At 64.8% G+C, this 18,117-nt stretch carries 15 protein-coding genes and 1 riboswitch; of the genes, 2 read left to right on the top strand and 13 right to left on the bottom strand.

Features of this window, described 5'->3' with window-relative positions; translation table 11 throughout:
* Positions 1-14: 14 nt before the first annotated feature.
* Together X742_RS161255 and X742_RS161260 are read right to left on the bottom strand one after the other, a co-directional pair.
* A complete protein-coding gene (locus X742_RS161255) occupies positions 15-488 on the bottom strand; it encodes a 6,7-dimethyl-8-ribityllumazine synthase (RefSeq protein WP_023771098.1) in 474 nt (157 codons plus the stop codon).
* 77 nt (positions 489-565) lie between these two features.
* Positions 566-710: riboswitch (FMN riboswitch) on the bottom strand.
* 99 nt (positions 711-809) lie between these two features.
* Positions 810-1,985: an MFS transporter gene (locus X742_RS161260; RefSeq protein ID WP_023771097.1), complete on the bottom strand. Its 1,176-nt coding sequence runs from the start codon at positions 1,983-1,985 to the stop codon at positions 810-812.
* Between the two features lie 48 nt (positions 1,986-2,033).
* Between X742_RS161260 and X742_RS161265 the strand changes: the two genes are divergently transcribed.
* Positions 2,034-2,573 (top strand): Lrp/AsnC family transcriptional regulator, encoded by a 540-nt coding sequence (locus X742_RS161265; protein ID WP_023771096.1) that lies wholly within the window; start codon positions 2,034-2,036, stop codon positions 2,571-2,573.
* 17 nt (positions 2,574-2,590) lie between these two features.
* Here X742_RS161265 and X742_RS161270 read toward each other — a convergent pair whose 3' ends face one another.
* Positions 2,591-3,913: a four-carbon acid sugar kinase family protein gene (locus X742_RS161270; protein ID WP_023771095.1), complete on the bottom strand. Its 1,323-nt coding sequence runs from the start codon at positions 3,911-3,913 to the stop codon at positions 2,591-2,593.
* A gap of 8 nt (positions 3,914-3,921) precedes the next feature.
* Positions 3,922-5,172, bottom strand: a complete 1,251-nt coding sequence (oiaX, locus tag X742_RS161275; protein ID WP_023771094.1) for a 3-oxo-isoapionate-4-phosphate decarboxylase OiaX — start codon at positions 5,170-5,172, stop codon at positions 3,922-3,924.
* Positions 5,173-5,381: 209 nt separating this feature from the next.
* On the opposite strand from oiaX, the gene X742_RS161280 reads away from it, so the two are divergent.
* Positions 5,382-6,167 (top strand): transcriptional regulator NanR, encoded by a 786-nt coding sequence (locus X742_RS161280; RefSeq protein WP_023771093.1) that lies wholly within the window; start codon positions 5,382-5,384, stop codon positions 6,165-6,167.
* On the opposite strand, the gene X742_RS161285 is transcribed toward X742_RS161280, so the two are convergent.
* The 9 genes from X742_RS161285 to X742_RS161325 all read right to left on the bottom strand — a co-directional run bounded on the left by X742_RS161285 (position 6,143) and on the right by X742_RS161325 (position 18,089).
* Entirely contained in the window at positions 6,143-8,002 is a 1,860-nt protein-coding gene (locus tag X742_RS161285; protein WP_023771092.1) for a hypothetical protein, read from the bottom strand. The two genes, X742_RS161280 and X742_RS161285, sit on opposite strands and share 25 nt — an antisense overlap.
* The gene (locus tag X742_RS161290) at positions 7,999-9,033 is read right to left on the bottom strand and encodes a Gfo/Idh/MocA family oxidoreductase (protein WP_023771091.1); all 1,035 of its coding nucleotides are present in this window, start codon (positions 9,031-9,033) and stop codon (positions 7,999-8,001) included. Before X742_RS161290 ends, X742_RS161285 begins: the two co-directional genes overlap by 4 nt.
* 2 nt (positions 9,034-9,035) lie before the next feature.
* Positions 9,036-10,100 carry an ABC transporter permease gene (locus tag X742_RS161295; protein ID WP_023771090.1) on the bottom strand — a complete coding sequence of 355 codons (1,065 nt, stop codon included), beginning with the start codon at positions 10,098-10,100 and terminating at the stop codon, positions 9,036-9,038.
* Positions 10,100-11,641, bottom strand: coding sequence for a sugar ABC transporter ATP-binding protein (locus X742_RS161300; protein ID WP_023771089.1), 1,542 nt, complete (start codon positions 11,639-11,641; stop codon positions 10,100-10,102). Before X742_RS161300 ends, X742_RS161295 begins: the two co-directional genes overlap by 1 nt.
* Positions 11,638-12,300, bottom strand: coding sequence for a DUF2291 family protein (locus tag X742_RS161305; protein WP_023771088.1), 663 nt, complete (start codon positions 12,298-12,300; stop codon positions 11,638-11,640). Before X742_RS161305 ends, X742_RS161300 begins: the two co-directional genes overlap by 4 nt.
* Positions 12,301-12,438: 138 nt before the next feature.
* A complete protein-coding gene (locus X742_RS161310) occupies positions 12,439-13,380 on the bottom strand; it encodes a D-ribose ABC transporter substrate-binding protein (RefSeq protein WP_023771087.1) in 942 nt (313 codons plus the stop codon).
* A 268-nt stretch (positions 13,381-13,648) separates the two neighbouring features.
* Positions 13,649-14,476 (bottom strand): phosphogluconate dehydrogenase C-terminal domain-containing protein, encoded by an 828-nt coding sequence (locus tag X742_RS161315; protein WP_023771086.1) that lies wholly within the window; start codon positions 14,474-14,476, stop codon positions 13,649-13,651.
* A 107-nt stretch (positions 14,477-14,583) separates the two neighbouring features.
* Positions 14,584-15,618 (bottom strand): ABC transporter permease, encoded by a 1,035-nt coding sequence (locus tag X742_RS161320; RefSeq protein WP_023771085.1) that lies wholly within the window; start codon positions 15,616-15,618, stop codon positions 14,584-14,586.
* A complete protein-coding gene (locus X742_RS161325; protein ID WP_023771084.1) occupies positions 15,615-18,089 on the bottom strand; it encodes an ATP-binding cassette domain-containing protein in 2,475 nt (824 codons plus the stop codon). Before X742_RS161325 ends, X742_RS161320 begins: the two co-directional genes overlap by 4 nt.
* Positions 18,090-18,117: the final 28 nt, after the last annotated feature.

Raw genomic sequence — 18,117 nt, 5'->3', positions numbered from 1 at the left:
CCGGCAGCGGCGCTTCAGGCCGCGATCTTTTCCCGCGCGGCGAGTATCTGCACACAGGCGTTGGCCGCTTCCTTGCCCTTGACCGTGAAATGCTCGAAGAAGAAGCGATGATGCTCGGCGCTGTCGTGAAAATTGTGCGGCGTCAGCACCGCCGAAAGCACGGGCACGCCGGTCGAGAGCTGCACGTTCATTATGCCGTCGATAACGGCGTTGGCGACGAAGTCGTGCCGGTAGATGCCGCCATTGACGACGAATGCCGTGCCGAGGATCGCGGCGTAGCGGCCGGTGCCGGCGAGCGTCTTGGCATGGAGCGGAATCTCGTAGGCGCCAGGCACGTCGAAGATGTCGACGGCAAAGCGTCCGCCGCCAATCTCGGCCAGTTCCGCCCCAAAGGCTTGCACACACTGGTCGACGATGTCGGCATGCCAGCGCGCCCTGATGACGGCAATGCGGGTTGTTTCATAGTCTTTGTGGGAATGCTGATTCATGGGTCCATCCTTCCGTTTCGAACCAGAATCAGGACGCACGATACGAAATCCGGCCCGCCGGGGCGGTCCGTCTCCCGTTTCGTTCTCTTTCATCCGGACTCTAACCGTCGGCTCCGGAATCACACCGGATCTGCTGACCTCTCCGATACCGGAAAGCGCTCGCGGGCTTCGGCCGAGACCGTTACCGCCGGTGGGGACTTTCACCCCGCCCTGAGAACATTGACGCGCTTTGTATGGAAGGCAGGGGTGCCGGTGTCAACTACGCGAAAGTCCGCTGGCCAATCACGTTGTACCGGCTGGAGCAATGCCAGGAGGAAGGTTCTATCGGGTGCGCCATGCCGCCGCGCCAGCGGCAATCAGCATCAGCAAGGCCGCGACCGCCGCGCATGTGGCGAAGCCGAAGCCGGAATAGAGCGGCCCGAAGCCGGTGGTGCCGACGAACACCGCGAGGTAGGTCACCGCGCTGTTCAGCCCCATGATCGTGCCCCGCCGCGACGGATCGAGCGCCGACAGGCGCATCACCAGCACGTTCAGCCCGAAATGATTGGCAAGTCCCCAGGCCGCGACCATGGCGAGCGTCAAGCCATAGCTGTCGCTGGTCGAGGCGATCGCCACGTAGATCATGGCGACGAGAAGATAAGCGAAGGGCATGACGCGCCGGGCGCCCAGCCGGTCGATGATGCCGTCGAAGAGCGCCGCGGTGCCAAATCCCGCGCCATAGGCGAGGGCGGCCAGGCCATTGGCGCTGACCGGCTGCCCCAGCCCGCTGTGAAGGTGATCGCCGAGATAGCCATAGACGCCGTAAAAGGCGGTCATGAAAGCGCCGCAGGCAACCAGGAGGGGCACAATGCCGGGAATGTTCAACGCGGCCAGCGGGGCGGGTGCCGGTCCGGCCTTCCTGACATCCGGGAGCGACGATGCGCTCAAGCCGCCGAGCGCCAGGGCGGCCAGCACGGCCACGGCGACAAAGACGGCGCGCCAGTGCACGAGATCGGCGAGCACCGCCGACAGCGAAACGCCGGCCACCATGCTGAGCGTCCATCCGGTCAGCACCACGCCGATCGTGCCGCTTTCCCGCCCGGGCGGGGCGATGGCCGCGGCACTGGCATAGATTGCCGGCATGGCGACGCCGGCGGCGATCCCAGCGACAAGCTGCGCGGCAACCAGCGCGCTCACCGTCGGCGCGGCCGCGCTGGCGACCAAGGCCAATGCCAGCAGCAGCAAGGCCGCCTGCAACATCCGCCGCGCGCCGAGCCGGTCGATATGGCGTGCCAGGAACAGGGCGCTCGCCGATGTGCCGAGGCCGAACGCGGCCGCCGCCATCATCACCATGGGAACGCTGGTCGAGAACGACACGGCAACTGCCGGAGCGATCGGGCCCAGCACCAGCGAATTCGAGCCGATCACGGCGATGCACCCGGTCAAGAGATAGGCGAGGGCCGGGATGGGCGGCCTGGTGTCCGCGCCCAAGGCTGTAGCTTGATCGTTGTTCGACATATCATCATAATGGCCGTATTAAATTCCGTGACAATCGGGAATACCGCTATGGATGAAGAAACAGATGGCATTCCGCGGAACAGGCCGGCGGCCCGGGATGTCGACGCGACCGACCGAAAAATATTAGGCGTTCTGGTCGACGACGCGACCGTCAGCTATGCCGAGCTCGGCGATCGCGTCGGCCTGTCGCCGCCGGCCGCGCATGAGCGCGTCAAGCGGCTTCGGCGCAGCGGCGCCATTCGCAACACGGCCGCCATCATCGATCCCAACGCGGTGCGAAAGCCTCTACTCACCTTCGTCCACATCGACACCAGCGGCTGGGGCAAGACCCCTGAACTGATGGCGATCTCGGAATATCCCGAAGTCGAGGAGATCCACACCGTCGCCGGCGATACATGCGTATTGCTCAAGGTGCGCACCGAGGACACCAAGGCGCTCGAAGGCCTGCTGTTGCGTCTCTACGAGACACCCGGCGTCACCTCGACGCGCAGCTACGTGGTTCTGGCGACCTATCTCGAACGGCCGGTGCAACCCGGCATCACGGCGCAGTGGCCGACGCCGAAGCACATGGGCAAGCCGCTTTATTGAACGGCCTGGGTCGTCGCCTAGCTTCCCAGCCGGATCGTCTCGAAATAGTCGTCGGTGCCAACCTGGCCGCCTTTCAGCGCGATCTCAAGACCGTCGATTTCACCGCCGCCATGGGCCACACAGAGCGGTGATCCCGGCGATTGCGGCAGCGGCATGCGCACGGTCAGCGCGTCGATGGCCAATTGTCCGAGTGCGTGGCTGGACGTATCGCCACCGGCGATCACCGCGCGCTTGAGTTTCTGCTCGGCGATCAGACGGCGCAGGATGGTCCCCAGCGCCCGCCCGAGCGTGTTCCGGGCGCCCTCGATTCGGTCGATCTCGGCGCCGCGATCGGCCTGCGGACCAAGCGCGGTGTAGAGGACGACGCTGTGGCCCTTGGCAAGGCTCGCCAGCCCGGCCGCGACCGCCTGCTCGATCGCTTCGCCGGCGCCTTCGCGGACCAGTCGCATCGCATCCATCTCAATACCCTCGAACCCGTGGGCGAGTGCGTGGCGGATTTGCTTTTCCGTGGTTGGGGAGACGCTGCCCGACACAACGGCGAGCCGATCCACCGGACCGGGCGATGGGAATGCCGCATGCCCCGACACGATGCCTTTGGCGGCCCACGCGGCAAGCAAGGCATATTCGGCGCCGGATGATCCGACGACAAAACCATGGCCCTTTTCATGGATGCGCCAGAGTTGCTCGCCGACTCGCTGCTGAGTCCGGAGGCTATCGACGTCGAACAGCACGATGTCCTTGTCTCGCAGGATCTGATCGACCGTTTGCGAGAGATTGTCCGCCTGCAACGTCGCCAGGTTGACCAAGCCGGAACCGAGGCTGGTCTGGCGCGAAAGGTGGACGAGCAGGTCGGCCTCGTCCATCGGCGTCACCGGATGCCTGCTCATCACCGGATGCCGGTCGATGCGGAAAAACGCGCCGCGGAATGCCGCGAAGAGATTGCCGAAGGCCGTGTAGCGCTTGAGCTGCGGCGCCCCGACCACCATCGGCACGCTCGCCTCGCCGAAAATGCGCCTGCCGATCTCGGTGGCGCGGCCGATGCTGCCGACCGCCGGGCTGGAATCGAAGGTAGAGCAGATCTTGTAGTGGCAGATCGCCGCCCCGAGGGCTTTGAGCCATTCGAAGGCCGGCGTCAGGTTTTCCTCCATCCATTGCGGCGTTTCGCTTCGGCTGGTGCCCGCTAATCCAACCGCGCGGCAATGCGAAAATCGCGCCAGCAAGGACGGGTCGGGCTGGCGCATGAACAGCACCGTCGGCACGCCGCCGAGCTCAAGCGCCTCCATGACATCAGTTGAACCGGTGAGGTCGTCGCCATAATAACTGAGGAGCAGGTTTTGCACGGCCATGCTCATGCTGTCTTGCCGTCGCCGAACTTTTCGATCGATCGGGCCAGTTCGATGTGATCGCGGGCATAATCCGCCAGCGCAATGCCCTCGACCGCGGCCTGCCAGGCTTGCAGCACGGCCCGCACGCCGGCGCCGGGCCCGTCCGGATGGCTGACGATGCCGCCGCCGCAGAGGTAGAGGAGGTCGACCGTGCGGCCGGTTCGCTCATAGGTTTCGGGTGCCTGGCCGCCCCATTGGCCGGAGCAGGCCACGGGCAGCGCGCAATCGTCTGATGAAAACAGCGGCGTGGTCACCGCCTCGAAAGAGCGGATGAAAGAATCGTCCGGCTCCCAATATTTCGAGCCGATGCCGTTGATCTGGAACTGGTCGACGCCCAGCAGCCGCCAGAATTGCTGCCAGACCTTGAAGTCCATGCCGAGGCCGGGGTGGCGAGTGAGGATGTCCCAGCCATTGCGGTGGGCATGCAGCACCAGGCCGGAGCGCTTCCTCAGATAAGCCATGCCGCCGAAGCCAATGGAGTTGATGTTGACGACCGCGCAATCGCCGCCGGCTTCGAGCACGAGATCGTGGTTGCGCATCATCTCGTCGGGATCGGCATGCGAGATGCCGAAGGCATACATCACCTTCTTGCCGGTCTTCTGCTCATTGTCGAGAATTCTTGGCATGATCGCCTTCACCCGCTCCGCCAGCGGCGAATAGGCCGGGCTCATCAGCTTCTCGTCGTCCTTGATGAAATCGACGCCGGCCTCGATCAGTTCTCCCACCATAGCTGCTGTCTCGTGTGGCCTGAGACCCAGCGCCGGTTTGACGATGGTGCCGATGATCGGGCGGCCCTCGACACCGGTTAGCCCGCGGCTGCCCGCAACGCCGAATTGTGGACCCGGATGGGCGCCCCGATACTGTTCCGGCAGCTTCATGTCGATGACGCGGATGCCGGACAGGCCCCTGATCGAAAAGGTGCCGCCGATGGCGATGGTCATCAGTGCCGACAGGTCGGTGCCGATGGCGTCAAAGGGGAAGCCGATATCGACATCGGCGCGCCGGAAAGGGCCGCTGCCGGATCCCGGGAGAGAGGGTTGCGCGGCATCCGGCAGGTGCCGGATCGCCAGAACGCGCGCCGCCACGCGCGCCTTCAGCTCCTCGGTCTCGCCCGGCAGCGCGACGAAGGTGCCGGTCGACTGGTCGCTGGCGATCTTGGCGGCTAGCGCCTCGATGCTGCCAGGGGTTTCGATGCGATAGGTAAGCGTGATCATGGTCGGTCGGCCGCTCGAAAAGGTTCGAAAAAAGTTTCGTCGCGCAGGAAGTCTGGTATAATGAGTACATAAGCATTGCAAGAGATATCCGAGCTCGGCAGGACTGGTGGGCTGCGGCAAAGCTGGAGCGAACCGCTCCAGGCGCGGGCATTCCGGTAATCCTGCCGGGAATGCTAAACAGGAACCGGGCCAGGGAGTGATTCGTCACGATGAACCGTTCGGAGCCGATCGTCCGGCGCAAACTTTCCGACGAAGTCTTTGCAAGACTGAAGCGGCTGATCACCAGCGGCGAACTGCAGCCGGGCAACGACATGCCGTCCGAGCGCGAGTTGATGGAGCGCTTCGAGGTCGGCCGGCCGGCGATCCGCGAGGCCATGCAGGCGCTGAGCAACATGGGGCTCGTCGCCATTTCGCATGGCGAGCGCGCCAAGGTGCTGCAACTCACCGCCAAGTCGATCATCAAGCAGGTCGACGGCGCGGCCAAGATCATCCTGTCCTCGTCCAGGGACACGCTGGAGCACCTGAAGACCGCGCGCATCTTCTTCGAGCGCGGCATGGTCAGGGAAGCCGCGGAAAAGGCCAAATCAGAAGATGTGCAATTGCTGAAGGCGACCGTGGCCGAGCAGCGCGCCGCGCGCGGCGATTCCGAAGCCTTCATCTCCGCCGACATGAAATTCCATACCCAGATCGCGTCCATTTCAGGCAATCCGATCTATGTCGCCGTCAGCGAAGCCACGCTGGGGTGGCTGAAGGAATACCATACCGAAATGCTGATCTGGACCGGCAAGGAAAAATACACGCTGACCGAGCACGAAGAGATCATCGACCGCATCGAGCACGGGGATGCCGACGGCGCCGAGAAGGCGATGATCAAGCACCTCGAGNAAGAGATCATCGACCGCATCGAGCACGGGGATGCCGACGGCGCCGAGAAGGCGATGATCAAGCACCTCGAGCGCTCGCGTGCGCTCTATGTGATGAATTCCGAGAAGTAACCGATCCTGGTGATCGCATAGGGCGGCATTTCGAGATCGCCCTGGCCAAGCGCGGAAGCGTCGACCCGCATGTCGTTCGGTGTCAGGTTCGCCAGCCAGACGATGGTCTCGCCCGAGGCGGAGCGGCCGGCCAGCGCCAGGACCCGCGTCTCGTCGCTCGTCGTGGCGGAAACATGCGTCAGCCCGGCCAACTCACAAAGCCCTTTGATGGCCTGGAAAATCGGCCGGGGCGATCCCTCTGCGACGGGTTCGCCCGATCCCGCGACCACGCCGAACGGTCCGGCGAAACTGGACAGTGTCAGCATCTCCAGTCCCGCCGGCGCGACGCGCGCGGCATAGCCGATCGTCCATGCGGCGGCGAACTGCGCAGCGTGGCGCGGGTCGCGGTTCGCCATGGCGATGCGCTGCCCCTGAGGATTGTCCTTGGTCGCGCCGCCATACGGGTTCTGGCGCATGGCAATCGTCGATGGTCCGATCCGGTACGGCTTTGTCCCGAAGATCGCCCGCGTGGACCGGGTGATAAAGGGCAACGCCTCCAGAGACTGCATCACGCTGAGATCGTCGGCGGCATGTACGAGTGGACAGGTGCAGTGGGTGATGAAGTCGAGCTGGCCGGCTGGAACGCGCTTGCGGTTGAGCTCGGTGAAATAGCTGAACATCCCGCCGCCGAGGCGGAGGCCGGGAAAGGCGCGGCGGGCGGCCGCGTAGACGTCCTCGAGCGGTGGGCATGCCGGCCAGGCACTGCCGGGCGGCGTCGACTGGCGGTCGACGGCAGGCGACACCGCGATGGCGTCAAGCCGCAGGCCTGCCAGGCGCACCATGTCGGCGACCTCGGAAAGTTCAGCGTCCAGATCGCCTGCGCAAGCGACCACGCATTCCAGCGTCGTCGAAACAGGATAAGCGGCGGCGAGTCGGGCGTGGGCGCGTAGCGCATCGATGCCGTGGCCGCGCGTCGGGTCGAAGTGGAAAAGCAGTTGCCGGGGACCGAACCCTCGCAGCAACGGCAGATCGGCAAGTGTGGCCTCGACATCCTCGGGATAGACCATGATGCCGATATCAGGCAGCTGCGCGCCGGCTTGCCCAAGCTCGACGCGGACCGGTTCGGCCGGCGCCGCCGAGGCAGGCACACTGGCATCGCCGGTGATGCGCAGGCTGATCGTCTGGCGCAACGCCTGCCTTGCCGGCAGCACATAGGGCCATGGCAGCGCCAGCGGCCGCACATAGGTTTTGTAGGAGGCGTCGGACCAGTTGCGCTGGTCTTCCATCTCGAATGTGTCGCCTTTCATCCGGCATTCGGCGAAAACGCCGGGCCGTACCTGATGCGTGATGGCGCGCAAATCCTTGAACGGCTGCCAGGGGTCGATCAGATCGGGGAGTTCCGTCTCGACCACGCTGCCGTCGGTGTGCTCGACCGTCACCGGGCTGCCGGCGAGGCCGGCGATCGGGTGCAGGATGCAGAAGCCGCAGCGATTGGTTTCGAAATCCCTCTCCGGCAATGCGGTCACATGGAAAACCAGCCTGCCGTCGGCGGAGCCTTCGATCGTGGCGTGGAAGCCGAGCCGGCTGCCGTCCGGACCAAGGCAGCTTGCCGCGTAGGTGACGGAGAAGCGGTCGCCCTTCTGGTCGATGGTAACGTCCGTCAGGTCAGGCTCATAGGTGCCCCAGTCGCGGTCGCGCACGATGTAAGCTATGGCACGCAGTACTTCGGTGCCGCCGTGGCGGATGGTGCGCAAATTGCCGTTGTCCAGTTCCGCGCTCAATGCACCCGCACGCAGCGTGACCGGCTTTGGCTCGGCCGCGCGCGTGCCGTAGAGCTGGAAAGCGTCCGCCTTCATCTGAGCAGCGCGTCGATCTGCACCGGTTCTCGACTGGCGGCACCGGCATAGGCGGCCTCGACCAGGGCGAATGTCTTGAGATTGTCCGCGCCTGAAGTCGCCGGTTCCTGGCCTGATGCAAGGCAGTCGACCCAGTGCTGCTGGATGGCGGCGACGCTTTCCTGGATATTGTGCCAAGGCCGTGAGGCCCAGGGCAGCAGCGGCGGCGAGACGTCGCTCACCTTGGTTCCGCTCTTGCCGGTGACGGTCAGCCGGTAGCCTTGCGCCAGCCGGATCGTGCCGTCGCTGCCGTCGAGTTCGATGAGCGTCTCCGGGAACGGCTCCGCGGCAAGCTTGGTCGCATAACTGCAATCGACCACCGAGGTGGCGCCGCCAGCGTGGTCCATGAGGATCGTGGCGACATCCTCGCCGGCGATGGCCGGGTTGATGCGTTTGGTCCGCGCGGTCAGGCTCGACACGTCGCCGAGCAGGAAGCGGGCGATATCGAGGATATGGATGCCGAGGTCCTCGATGATGAAGCGCTTGCCCGTCGCGAGATAGGGCTGGCCGGAGAACACATCATAGCCGGAGCGGAAGGAGATGCGGCCGAAGAAAGGCGTGCCGATCTCGCCGCTGTCGAGCACGGCGCGCACCGCCTGGATCGGCGACTGCCAGCGAAAGTTTTCGTGGACCATCAGCGGGACGCCGGCATCCGCGCAAGCCTTCACCATCGCCTTGGCGTCGCCCAGCGTTGGCGCGAACGGTTTCTGGCAAATCACCGGAACGCGGTTCTCCGCAGCCATCTCGACCAGCGCCCGATGGCTGCCGACCGTCGTGGCGACGTCGACGAAGTCGAGTTTCTCCGCTGCAAACATCGCTGCCGCGTCCGTGTAGCGCCGGGCCACGCCGAACTGGTCGCCGACGAGCCTGAGCCGCTCCGGGTCCCGGTCGCAGATGGCGACGATCGAGACGCCTTCGATGTCACGCCAGGCATGCATCTGGTTGACGGCGAAGAAGCCGCAGCCGATAAGCGCTCCACTTAAACCCGCCATGCTCAACCCGCCTTGGCCATCTGCATCAGGGTAACGCGCTGCTGGAGCCGGCGCTGCGCCTGGTCCACCACGACGGCGACGATGATGACCAGCCCCTTGATCACCATCTGCCAGAACGAACTCACGCCCATCATCACCAGCCCGTCCGACAGGATGCCGATGACGAAGGCGCCGACGATGGTGCCGCCGATCGTGCCGCGCCCGCCCGACATCGAGGTGCCACCGAGCACCGCCGCGGCGATGGCGTTTAATTCGAAGCTCTCGCCCGTTGCCGGATGCGAGGCCATCAGCTCCGACGAGATGATCAGCCCGACGATCGCTGCGCAGAAGCCGGAGAACATGTAGACGAACATCTTGACCATGTTGACGCGCACGCCCGAGATGCGCGCGGCGCGCTCATTGCCGCCGACGGCGAAGATGTGGCGGCCGAGCGGGGTGTAGCGGGCGAGATAGGCAGCCCCCAGCGCCACCACGACCAGAATCCAGATCGACACCGGCAGGCCGAGCAGCCGGCCGGCACCGAGGAAGCCGAAGCCGGTGGTGCCAAGTTCCGGCTTGCCGACCAGGTTGGGGAAGGTGCGGCCGTCGGACGACAGCAGCGCGAAACCGCGCGCGACGTAGAGCACGCCGAGCGTGGCGATGAAGGGCGCGACGTTGAGCCTGGTGATCAGCAGCCCGTTGACGGCGCCAATCGCGATGCCGACCAGAAGCGTGATCAGGGCGATCTCGACGACGTTGAAATAGATGGTGTAGCCGATCTGCAGGTCGATGCCGTTGAGCACGAGATAGCCGGCCACCATGCCGCACAGGCCGACGATCGATCCGACCGAGAGGTCGATGCCGCCGGTGATGATGACGAAGGTCATCCCCATGGCCAGGAAGGCGTTGAGCGCCACGTGCTTGGCCATCAGGATGAGGTTCGCCGCCGACAGGAAGTTCGGCGCCGCGATCGAGAAGAACACCAGCACCGCGATCAACGCGATAAAGGTCCTGAGCTTCATCAGCGTCAGCAGCGCGGAGCCGCTGGAGGCGGAAGGAGCGGCCGCCTTGGCCGGAATGTCAGTCATCAGCGTTGCTCCCCATGTGCGGCCGGTCCGTGGCCCAGCGCCGACGCGGCGACGATCGCCGCCTCCGTCGCTTCGGCGCGGTCGAACATGCCGGTCAGTCTGCCATTGCTCATCACCGCGATGCGGTCGGACAGCGCCATCACCTCGTCGAGGTCTGAGGTGGCGAACAGGATTCCCAGCCCGTCGCGCGAAAGCTTGCGCATGGTGCGGAAGACATCGGCCTTGGCGCCGACATCGATTCCGCGGCTGGGCTCGTCCATCAGGAGCACTTTCGGACCGGTGAGCAGCGCCTTGCCGATCACCACCTTCTGCTGGTTGCCGCCTGACAGCGACGAGACTTCCTGCGCCGGGTCGGCGACCTTGATCGCCAATTCCCCCACCATTTGCATCACGGCCTGCCGCTCGGCGCCGCCTCGGATATGGAACAGGCGCACGAAACGCGACAGGCTCGCCAGCGTCAGGTTGCTGGCCACCGAGAGGATCGACACCAGGCCTTCGCGCTGGCGATCCTCGGGGATCAGTGCAAGCCCGCGCTGGATACGGCGCGTCGTGTCGCGCTCCTTCACTTGCCTGCCGGCGATGAAGATCTTGCCGCTGGCATGGCCGTGACGGCCCATGATGCAGTCGAACAATTCGCTGCGCCCGGCGCCCATCAGCCCGTATATGCCGAGGATTTCGCCGGAGCGCAGCGACAGCGAGACATGGTCGACCGCCAGTCCGCCGGTGACGCGCGGCAGGCAGATCTCCTCGGCGCGGAAGATTTCCTCGCCTGGCTGGTGACCGTCGGCCTTGGCGAAATCCTTGGCATCCGAGCCGATCATCTGCCGCACGATCCACTGCGTGTCGACGTTCTTCATTTCCTCCTGGCCGGTGATGCGGCCGTCGCGCAGCACGGTGACCGTGTCGCCGATACGGATCAGTTCCTCAAGCCGGTGCGAGATGTAGACGATGGCGACGCCGCGCGCCTTGAGGTCGGCGATCACCTTGAACAGGATTTCGACTTCCGTAGCACTCAGCGCCGAGGTCGGCTCATCCATGATCAGGATCTTGGCGTCGAGCGAAACCGCCTTGGCGATCTCGACCAGCTGCTGCTGGCCGATGCGTAAATCCTCGACCAGCATGTCGGGTCGGATGCCGGCTTCTAGCCGGTCGAGGAATTCGCCCGCCCGCTCTTCCTGTGCCTTGCGATCGATCTTACCCAGGCGGTTGGTGATCTCGCGTGTGGCGAAGATGTTCTCGGCGACGGTCATGTTGCCGAACAGGTTCAGCTCCTGGAACACCATGCCGATGCCGCGCGCCACCGCGTCTCCCGACGAGGAGAAGGAAACCTCTTCGCCTTCGAGCAGGATACGGCCGAGGGTCGGCTGCTCGACGCCGGCGATGATCTTCATCAGCGTCGACTTGCCGGCGCCGTTTTCACCGACCAGCACGTTGACGGCCCCCTTGCGCACCTCGAAGTTCGCCTGCTTGACCGCGACCGTGCCTGCATAGACCTTCGAGACGTCCTCCAGCTTGAGGATGACCTCGTGAGCGGGGCTCATGGCTTCGGCCCGATCTCGGCCTCCGCCGGGGTCACCAGCGGCAGGTCCTGGCCGCCTTCGATCGTACAGGCGCCGAGCACCTTGGCGGTGCGGCCTTCAAGGGCCTCGCGCGGCAGCTTGGACAGCACGGTCTTGCCGGCATAGGCGTTGAAGGCCTTGCCGAACTGGGCGAAGTCGATCTGGTTGGTGAAGTCGTTGAACTGGACGAAATCGAGGCTGTCTCTAAGTGCAGTGCCGCGCATCGCCGGCCCGATCTGGACGCGCGCATCGGCCTTGCCGTCGCCGTCCACGTCGATGTCCATCGTGCCCGCGCGCGACTGCGTGTTGGCGGCGACGATCTTGCCCTCGACGCGGACCGCGAAGGTCCATGGCGAATTCGCCTGCTTCCTTGGATTGCCGTATTTGGTGCCGGCCGCCGCCGGATCGGTTTTCGCCAAGGCATGGACCTCGGCGAACGGCCCAGCCTTCTGCCTGAGGTAGGGGATGACCTTCGAGGCCCAGATGTCCTCGACCATCTTGTCCGGATTAAAGGCAGACGCGCTGTTTTCACTCCGCGCCACCGGCGTCGGCAGGATTTTGCAACCGCCGAGGCCAAGGCCCGCGAGCGCGACAAGCGTCAGCCAACTAAAAGGGGTTAGCCAGGTCAATGTCTTCGGCATGGCGGTCAAAAGCACCCGGAACGTGAAATTAGAGCAATTCCAGGAAAACTGTGAAACGGTTTCCCGTCCGGAATTGCATCAAAATAAAGCACTGAGGGGCGAACGCGTGTCCGCCCCTCGCAATTATATCGCGCCTGCTCAGTTCTTCAGCGCGAAGGTTTCCAGCTTGGCGGCATTTTCGCCATTGATGAGCACGCAGTCCATCAGCTGCTTTTCCTTCTCGGGCGACTTCTTGTTCTTGATGAAGTCGTTGGCCTGTTCGACCGCCATCTGCGCCTGGGCGTAGGCCGGCTGCAGCACCGTCGCCTTGATGCCGCCCGAGGTGATGGAATCACGCACGTCGTTCGAACCGTCGAAGCCGACGACGATGACATCCTTGCGGTTAGCCGCCGCGAGCGCCGCATAGGCGCCCATCGCCATCGTGTCGTTGCCGGAGATGACGCCCTTGATGTCGGGGTTGGCCTGCAGGATCGATTCCATCTTGGAATAGGCCTCGGTCTGGCTCCAGTTGGCCGACTGCTGCGCGACCATCTTCAGGTCGGGGTAATCGTCGATGACGTCATGATAGCCCTTCGAGCGGATGCCGGCATTGGTGTCGGATTCCTTGCCGACCAGTTCGACGAAATTGCCCTTCTCGCCCATCAGCTTGACGAACTCCTGCGCGCCGAGCTGGGCGCCCTGGTAGTTGTTGGAGACGATCTGCGCCACGGCAACGCCTGTGGCGTTGATCTCGCGGTCGATCAGGAAGGAGGGAATGCCGGCGTCCTTAGCCTTCTGCACGGCGGCGACGGTCGCGTCGGCGCCGGCATTATCGAGGATGATCGCCTTGGCGCCCCGGCCGATCGCGGTATCGATCAGCTCGGATTGCTTGTTGGCGTCGTCGTCATGCACCAGCACCAGCGCCTCGTAGCCGAGTTCCTTGGCCTTGGCTTCGGCGCCGACGGCTTCCGCCTTGAAGAACGGATTGTCGTGTGATGGCGTGATGATGGCGATGAGGTCCGCCGCGTAGGCGGGCATCGCCGTGCCGAGCGCCAGCACGCCGGCGAAGGCGGCAAGCGTCATTCTGCGTGTTAGTTTCATGAAGTCCTCCCGTTTGAAAAGCCTGTGTCTCGATCGTTCGAGGCACTTGTCTGCGTTTGAATTCGTCAGCGTGTGAAGGGTGCGGACCGCCTGGGCTCAAGCCGCCGGCTCCGCCAAGGCAAGTTCCTGTCCCCATCCTCTATTCGTCTCAGCATCGAACTCCCGGCGAAGCGTGATCCGAGCGAACATTAGCTTAGCTAACTGGTATGATGAGTCAACCACTAATTCAGGTGATATGTACCTAAAGGCAGATCTGTACCGAAGGCTCTCAAGTGATCCGCTGGATGCTGGCCGCGATCTCTTCGGGCTCGAAGACGCGCTTCCAGTCGTCGCGCATCAGCACCGGCTTGCCAAACTCGATCGCCTTGTTGCAGGCATCCGAGAACACGCCCTTGGTTTCGCCGAAGATGACTGCGCCGAGCACGTTCATGTGGCCAAGCAGGAAGTCGAGCGCCGCCTGCTGGTCGACGCCGCGCGCCACCACCTCGTCGACGGCTTCCTTCATGACCACCAGCAGCGAGGCGCACACCGTTTCCGAAAGGCCTGGCTCAAGCAGCGCCATCTGTTCGACGGAAACGCGGTGCGAGCGCATTACCGGCGCCCAGATGATCTTGGCGATGGCCTCGCCTTTGGCGTAATCCGCTTCTGGTCCCTGCATCAGCGCGCTGACCATGTGCTGCTTGGCCTTGACGCCGCCGAAATAGTCTTTCTTGGCCGCCATGTCGGTTTCGTCGTTGAAGATCGGGGGATGACAGGGATGGGTGACGAAGTAGGTCAGGTCGGGACGATTAGGCAGATGGCCGGCAAACGGTGCGGCGGCATCCAGCACGATGACCATCGTGCCCGCCGCAAGCTTGCTCTCGATGCCGGCCGCGACCTTGCCGATATGGGTGTCCGGCACGGCCAGGATCACCACGTCGACGCCTTCCAGCGCCTCCTCGGCGCTGACCGTGTCGAAGCCCAGTCCGTTCTTCAGCCGCTCGCGCCCGGCCTCGCTGACCTCGACATGGCGGATCGTATAGGGCGAACCGCGGAAATTGGTCGAAAGGCGGTAGCCCATTTTGCCGCCGGCACCGAACAGCGCAATCGTCGTCATCTAGCCCTTGCTCCCTAGTCGCGGACGCCGGCATTGCCGATCGTCATCTTGCCTACTGGTATGATCACTCTACCACAGCTTGGCAAGAGAAATCATCATCCCGAGTGTTATTCCGGCCGGATCGCCGCCGCACCTGACTCGGATTTCAGCGTGTCCTCGTCGCCTGCGCGGTCGACGGCGGCTCGCCGCGACAGCACCTGCCGGCCGGCCAGCGCCAGAACGAAGATCACGACGATGCCTTGCACGATGTCCTGTGCACCTGGCGGCAAGCCGACGATCTGCATGGTGGTGACGATGAGGATCAAAAGGATGCTGGCGAACAGCGTGCCGACGGCGCTGGCCGAGCCGCCGAAGATCAGCGTTCCGCCCAGAACCACCGCGGCGATCGACTGCAGGAGATAGGGCTGGCCCATCTCCAGGAAAGCGCCGCCTATATAGGCGCCGAGCAGCAGCCCGTTGAGCGAAGCCAGCACCGACGAGATGATGAACGCCGACGCGATGATCCGGTTGTTGCGGATCGCCGCCAATCGCGCGGCGGTGCGATTCTGGCCGACCGCCGACAGCAACTGTCCGAACACCGTGTAGCGCAGCACGAACGCGGTCGCCGCGACGCCGATAATGGCGATGACGGCCATGATCGGCACGCCGGAGACGCGGCCCGTCGCCAGCGTCTTCAAGAGCGGACTGACGGCGAAACCCGATATGGCGCGGTTCGACAGCAGCGTTGCCGTCGCCAGCACATAACCTGTCGCCAGCGTGGCGATGATAGCTGGTATGTTCAGCCCGACGACGAGCAGCGAATTCAAGCCGCCGACCGCGAGGCCGAGCAGGATCGCCGCACCCACGCCGATGGCGAGGTTAGCATCCTGGCCCTTGATGGTGAGCAGCGCCACGAAGGCGCTGAGCGTGATCACCGAGGCCACCGAAAGGTCGATATTGCCGCGCCCGGTGGTGACGACGAACATCTGGCCAATGCCAACCACGGTCAGGAACGACGCCGATAGAATGATGCCCGACAAGCTGGAGAGGCTGAACCGGTTGGTGACGATGGACAGCACCAGCCAAAGCACGAGCACGCCGATCGCCGACCAGACCCAGCGGTTTTTCTGCGCCCAGAGGCTGAAGGCGGCAAGGCCGTTCATTGTTCGCTCCTGCGATCGGCGGTCAGGCTGCGCAGCGTCAGCAGGGCGATGAGGATCAGCCCCTGCGTTGCCGCGTTGAAGTCGCTGCTCACGTTCAGCGTGCCGAGCAAGGCGCCGATCAAGGCCAGCGTGACCGCGCCGGCGACCGCGCCGACTGGCGAGATGACGCCGCCCAACAGCGAGCAGCCGCCCATCACCACGGCGGCGACGCTGAGCAGCGTGAACGAATTGCCGGAATTAATGTCGCTTGCCGTGTTGATCGCGGTCAGCGACAGGCCGGCGGCAGCCGCGAACAGTCCGGCGACGAGGTAGCGCACCAGCGCGTAGCGCGTCGGCGACCAGCCGGAGCGGACCATGGCGGTTGGATTATTGCCGAAGCCGCGCAGCACCACACCGAGCGGCAGCCGGTCGATCAACAGCACCACAAGCGCGACCGCGGCGATGAGGATGATGGAGGTGGGCAGGAAACCCAGAGACCAGCTGAACATCGCCGACAGCCATTCGGGGCTGGCGCCGCCCGGCGTCGGCTGCAGCGCGTAGCCTAGTCCCATCCAGATGAAGGAGGCGCCAAGCGTGACGACGATGGCTGGGATCTTACGTGCCTGGATCAGGCCGCCAAGCCCGGCATAGGCGGCGACCGCCGCCACCAGCGCCAGCGCTCCGAGCCATGGCTGATCGTAGAGCAGCGTGGCGGAAAGCACGCTGACCAGGCCGGCAAAGGCGCCGACGCCGAGATCGATCTCGCTGCCGCCGACGATGAACATCTGCGCCGCCGTCACCAGCACCAGAGACAGCGCCGGCATCAGGAGCAGGTCGAGCCCAAAGATCGAAGCGACCGCCGGGTTGGCCGAGATCATCACCGCCAGCACGGCGGCGAGGCCGATGAAGGGAGCCGCGTTCACCAGCCGGCGGGCAAGCCCGGCGCTTGCGGTGCTGTGTCGCGGGCGCGGGCGCGTGTCCGCCTGCTGGGCGAAGGATGCGCCGACGACGGCCGATTCCGTGATCGCCTCTCCGCTCAATTCCTTGACGATGCGCCCACCCGAAAACACCAGAACGCGGTCGCAGGCCAAAAGCTCGGCATCTTCGGTCGTGTGCCAGACCAGCGTGCGCCCGCTGCGCGCGATCTCGTTGCAGAGCCTGTAGAAGTCCTGCTTGGTGGCGATGTCGACGCCGCGAGTCGGATCATCGAGCAGCAGGATCGGAGTGTCGGCGACGAGCGCGCGCGCAACCAGCGCCTTCTGCTGGTTGCCGCCGCTGAGTTCCAGGATGTTGGAGGCGAAGCGCTTGTCGTCGAGCTGCAGCCGGCCGGCCGCTTCGGCCGCCGCCTCGCGGTTGGCACGCTCCGAAACCAGCCCCAGTGCCGGACGGCGGGCGAGGCTGCCGATGCTGATGTTTCCAAGCACGCTCCACAGCGGGAACACGCCTTCCTTCTGGCGGTCGCCGGCAATGAAACCGGCATCGCCGCTCCTGGTCACCGCGGCCTCCCTGGTGGAATCCGGCTCGAAAATGGCGTGCAGCAACTCCTTCTGGCCGCTGCCCTCGAGCCCTGCCAGTCCGATGATCTCGCCGCGGCCGATCTCGATGTCGCGGCCGAGCCCGGCGGTCAGGAAGCCGGACAATTTGACCAGCGCCTCGCCGCTGCTGGCTGCGGCGGCGCTGTGCTGGTGGATCGAATTGGCGTCGCCGCCCATGAGCTGCACAAGTTGGCCGATCGAAGTGCCGGCGACATCGCCGCGCCAGGCGGTGCGCCCGTTGCGCAGCACCATCACCTGCGTGGCGATGTCGATGATTTCCTGCAGCTTGTGGCTGATGAAGATGAAGGCAAGGCCGGATTTGGCTCGTTCGCGGATAAAGGCCCGCAACTGCCTCGAGCGGTCGAGGTCGAGCGAGGAGGTCGGCTCGTCGAGCACGATCAGCTTGACGCCGGGCGTGGCGGCGGCGCGCGCGATCTCGACCATCTGCCGCTCGGCGATGGAGAGATGGCCGACTTCGGCGTTCACATCGATGCCGTTGGCGGGAAAGACGGCGTCCAGCGCCGCCCGGGCGCGGGCTCGATAGAGCGCTCGCCATCCCGGCCGGTTGGCCGCTTCGCCTGGCGTCTCCAGGAAGAAGTTCTCGGCGACGGAAAGGTTGGCGCACAGCGACAGTTCCTGGTGCACCATGCGGATGCCGCGCCTTTGCGCCGCCGCCGTGTCGTAGTCGGCGAAGCCCACATCCTGGCCGGTGAATGAAATCGAGCCGAGGGTCGGTGACGTCGCCCCGCACAAGATACGCATCAGCGTCGATTTGCCGGCGCCGTTGCCACCGACCAGGCCGATGATTTCGCCGGCCGAGACGGCGAGGTCGATCTGCGCATTCGCCAGCGTCGGGCCGAAGCTCTTGGTGATCCGCGACAGCGAAACGACGTTTGGCCTGGTGTCGGGCACCGTAGCGGCTGCGCCCTCCGGATCGGTCACGGCAAGATGGGACATTCGTCCTCCGATTCTTACGGGCAGGGAC

It is taken from the genome of Mesorhizobium sp. LNHC229A00 (assembly GCF_000502415.1).
Taxonomy (GTDB): Bacteria; Pseudomonadota; Alphaproteobacteria; order Rhizobiales; family Rhizobiaceae; genus Mesorhizobium.
The sequence above is the reverse complement of the archived record's forward strand: the minus strand, read 5'-3'. Positions and strand labels throughout refer to the sequence as shown.

Coding starts and splice junctions, on each gene's coding strand:
- X742_RS161300 (WP_023771089.1), bottom strand. CDS start 11,641: ATGAGCCCCGCTCACGAGGTCATCCTCAAGCTGGAGGACGTCTCGAAG.
- X742_RS161305 (WP_023771088.1), bottom strand. CDS start 12,300: ATGCCGAAGACATTGACCTGGCTAACCCCTTTTAGTTGGCTGACGCTT.
- oiaX (WP_023771094.1), bottom strand. CDS start 5,172: ATGATCACGCTTACCTATCGCATCGAAACCCCTGGCAGCATCGAGGCG.
- X742_RS161310 (WP_023771087.1), bottom strand. CDS start 13,380: ATGAAACTAACACGCAGAATGACGCTTGCCGCCTTCGCCGGCGTGCTG.
- X742_RS161315 (WP_023771086.1), bottom strand. CDS start 14,476: ATGACGACGATTGCGCTGTTCGGTGCCGGCGGCAAAATGGGCTACCGC.
- X742_RS161325 (WP_023771084.1), bottom strand. CDS start 18,089: ATGTCCCATCTTGCCGTGACCGATCCGGAGGGCGCAGCCGCTACGGTG.
- X742_RS161290 (WP_023771091.1), bottom strand. CDS start 9,033: ATGGCGGGTTTAAGTGGAGCGCTTATCGGCTGCGGCTTCTTCGCCGTC.
- X742_RS161260 (WP_023771097.1), bottom strand. CDS start 1,985: ATGTCGAACAACGATCAAGCTACAGCCTTGGGCGCGGACACCAGGCCG.
- X742_RS161295 (WP_023771090.1), bottom strand. CDS start 10,100: ATGACTGACATTCCGGCCAAGGCGGCCGCTCCTTCCGCCTCCAGCGGC.
- X742_RS161285 (WP_023771092.1), bottom strand. CDS start 8,002: ATGAAGGCGGACGCTTTCCAGCTCTACGGCACGCGCGCGGCCGAGCCA.
- X742_RS161255 (WP_023771098.1), bottom strand. CDS start 488: ATGAATCAGCATTCCCACAAAGACTATGAAACAACCCGCATTGCCGTC.
- X742_RS161265 (WP_023771096.1), top strand. CDS start 2,034: ATGGATGAAGAAACAGATGGCATTCCGCGGAACAGGCCGGCGGCCCGG.
- X742_RS161320 (WP_023771085.1), bottom strand. CDS start 15,618: ATGAACGGCCTTGCCGCCTTCAGCCTCTGGGCGCAGAAAAACCGCTGG.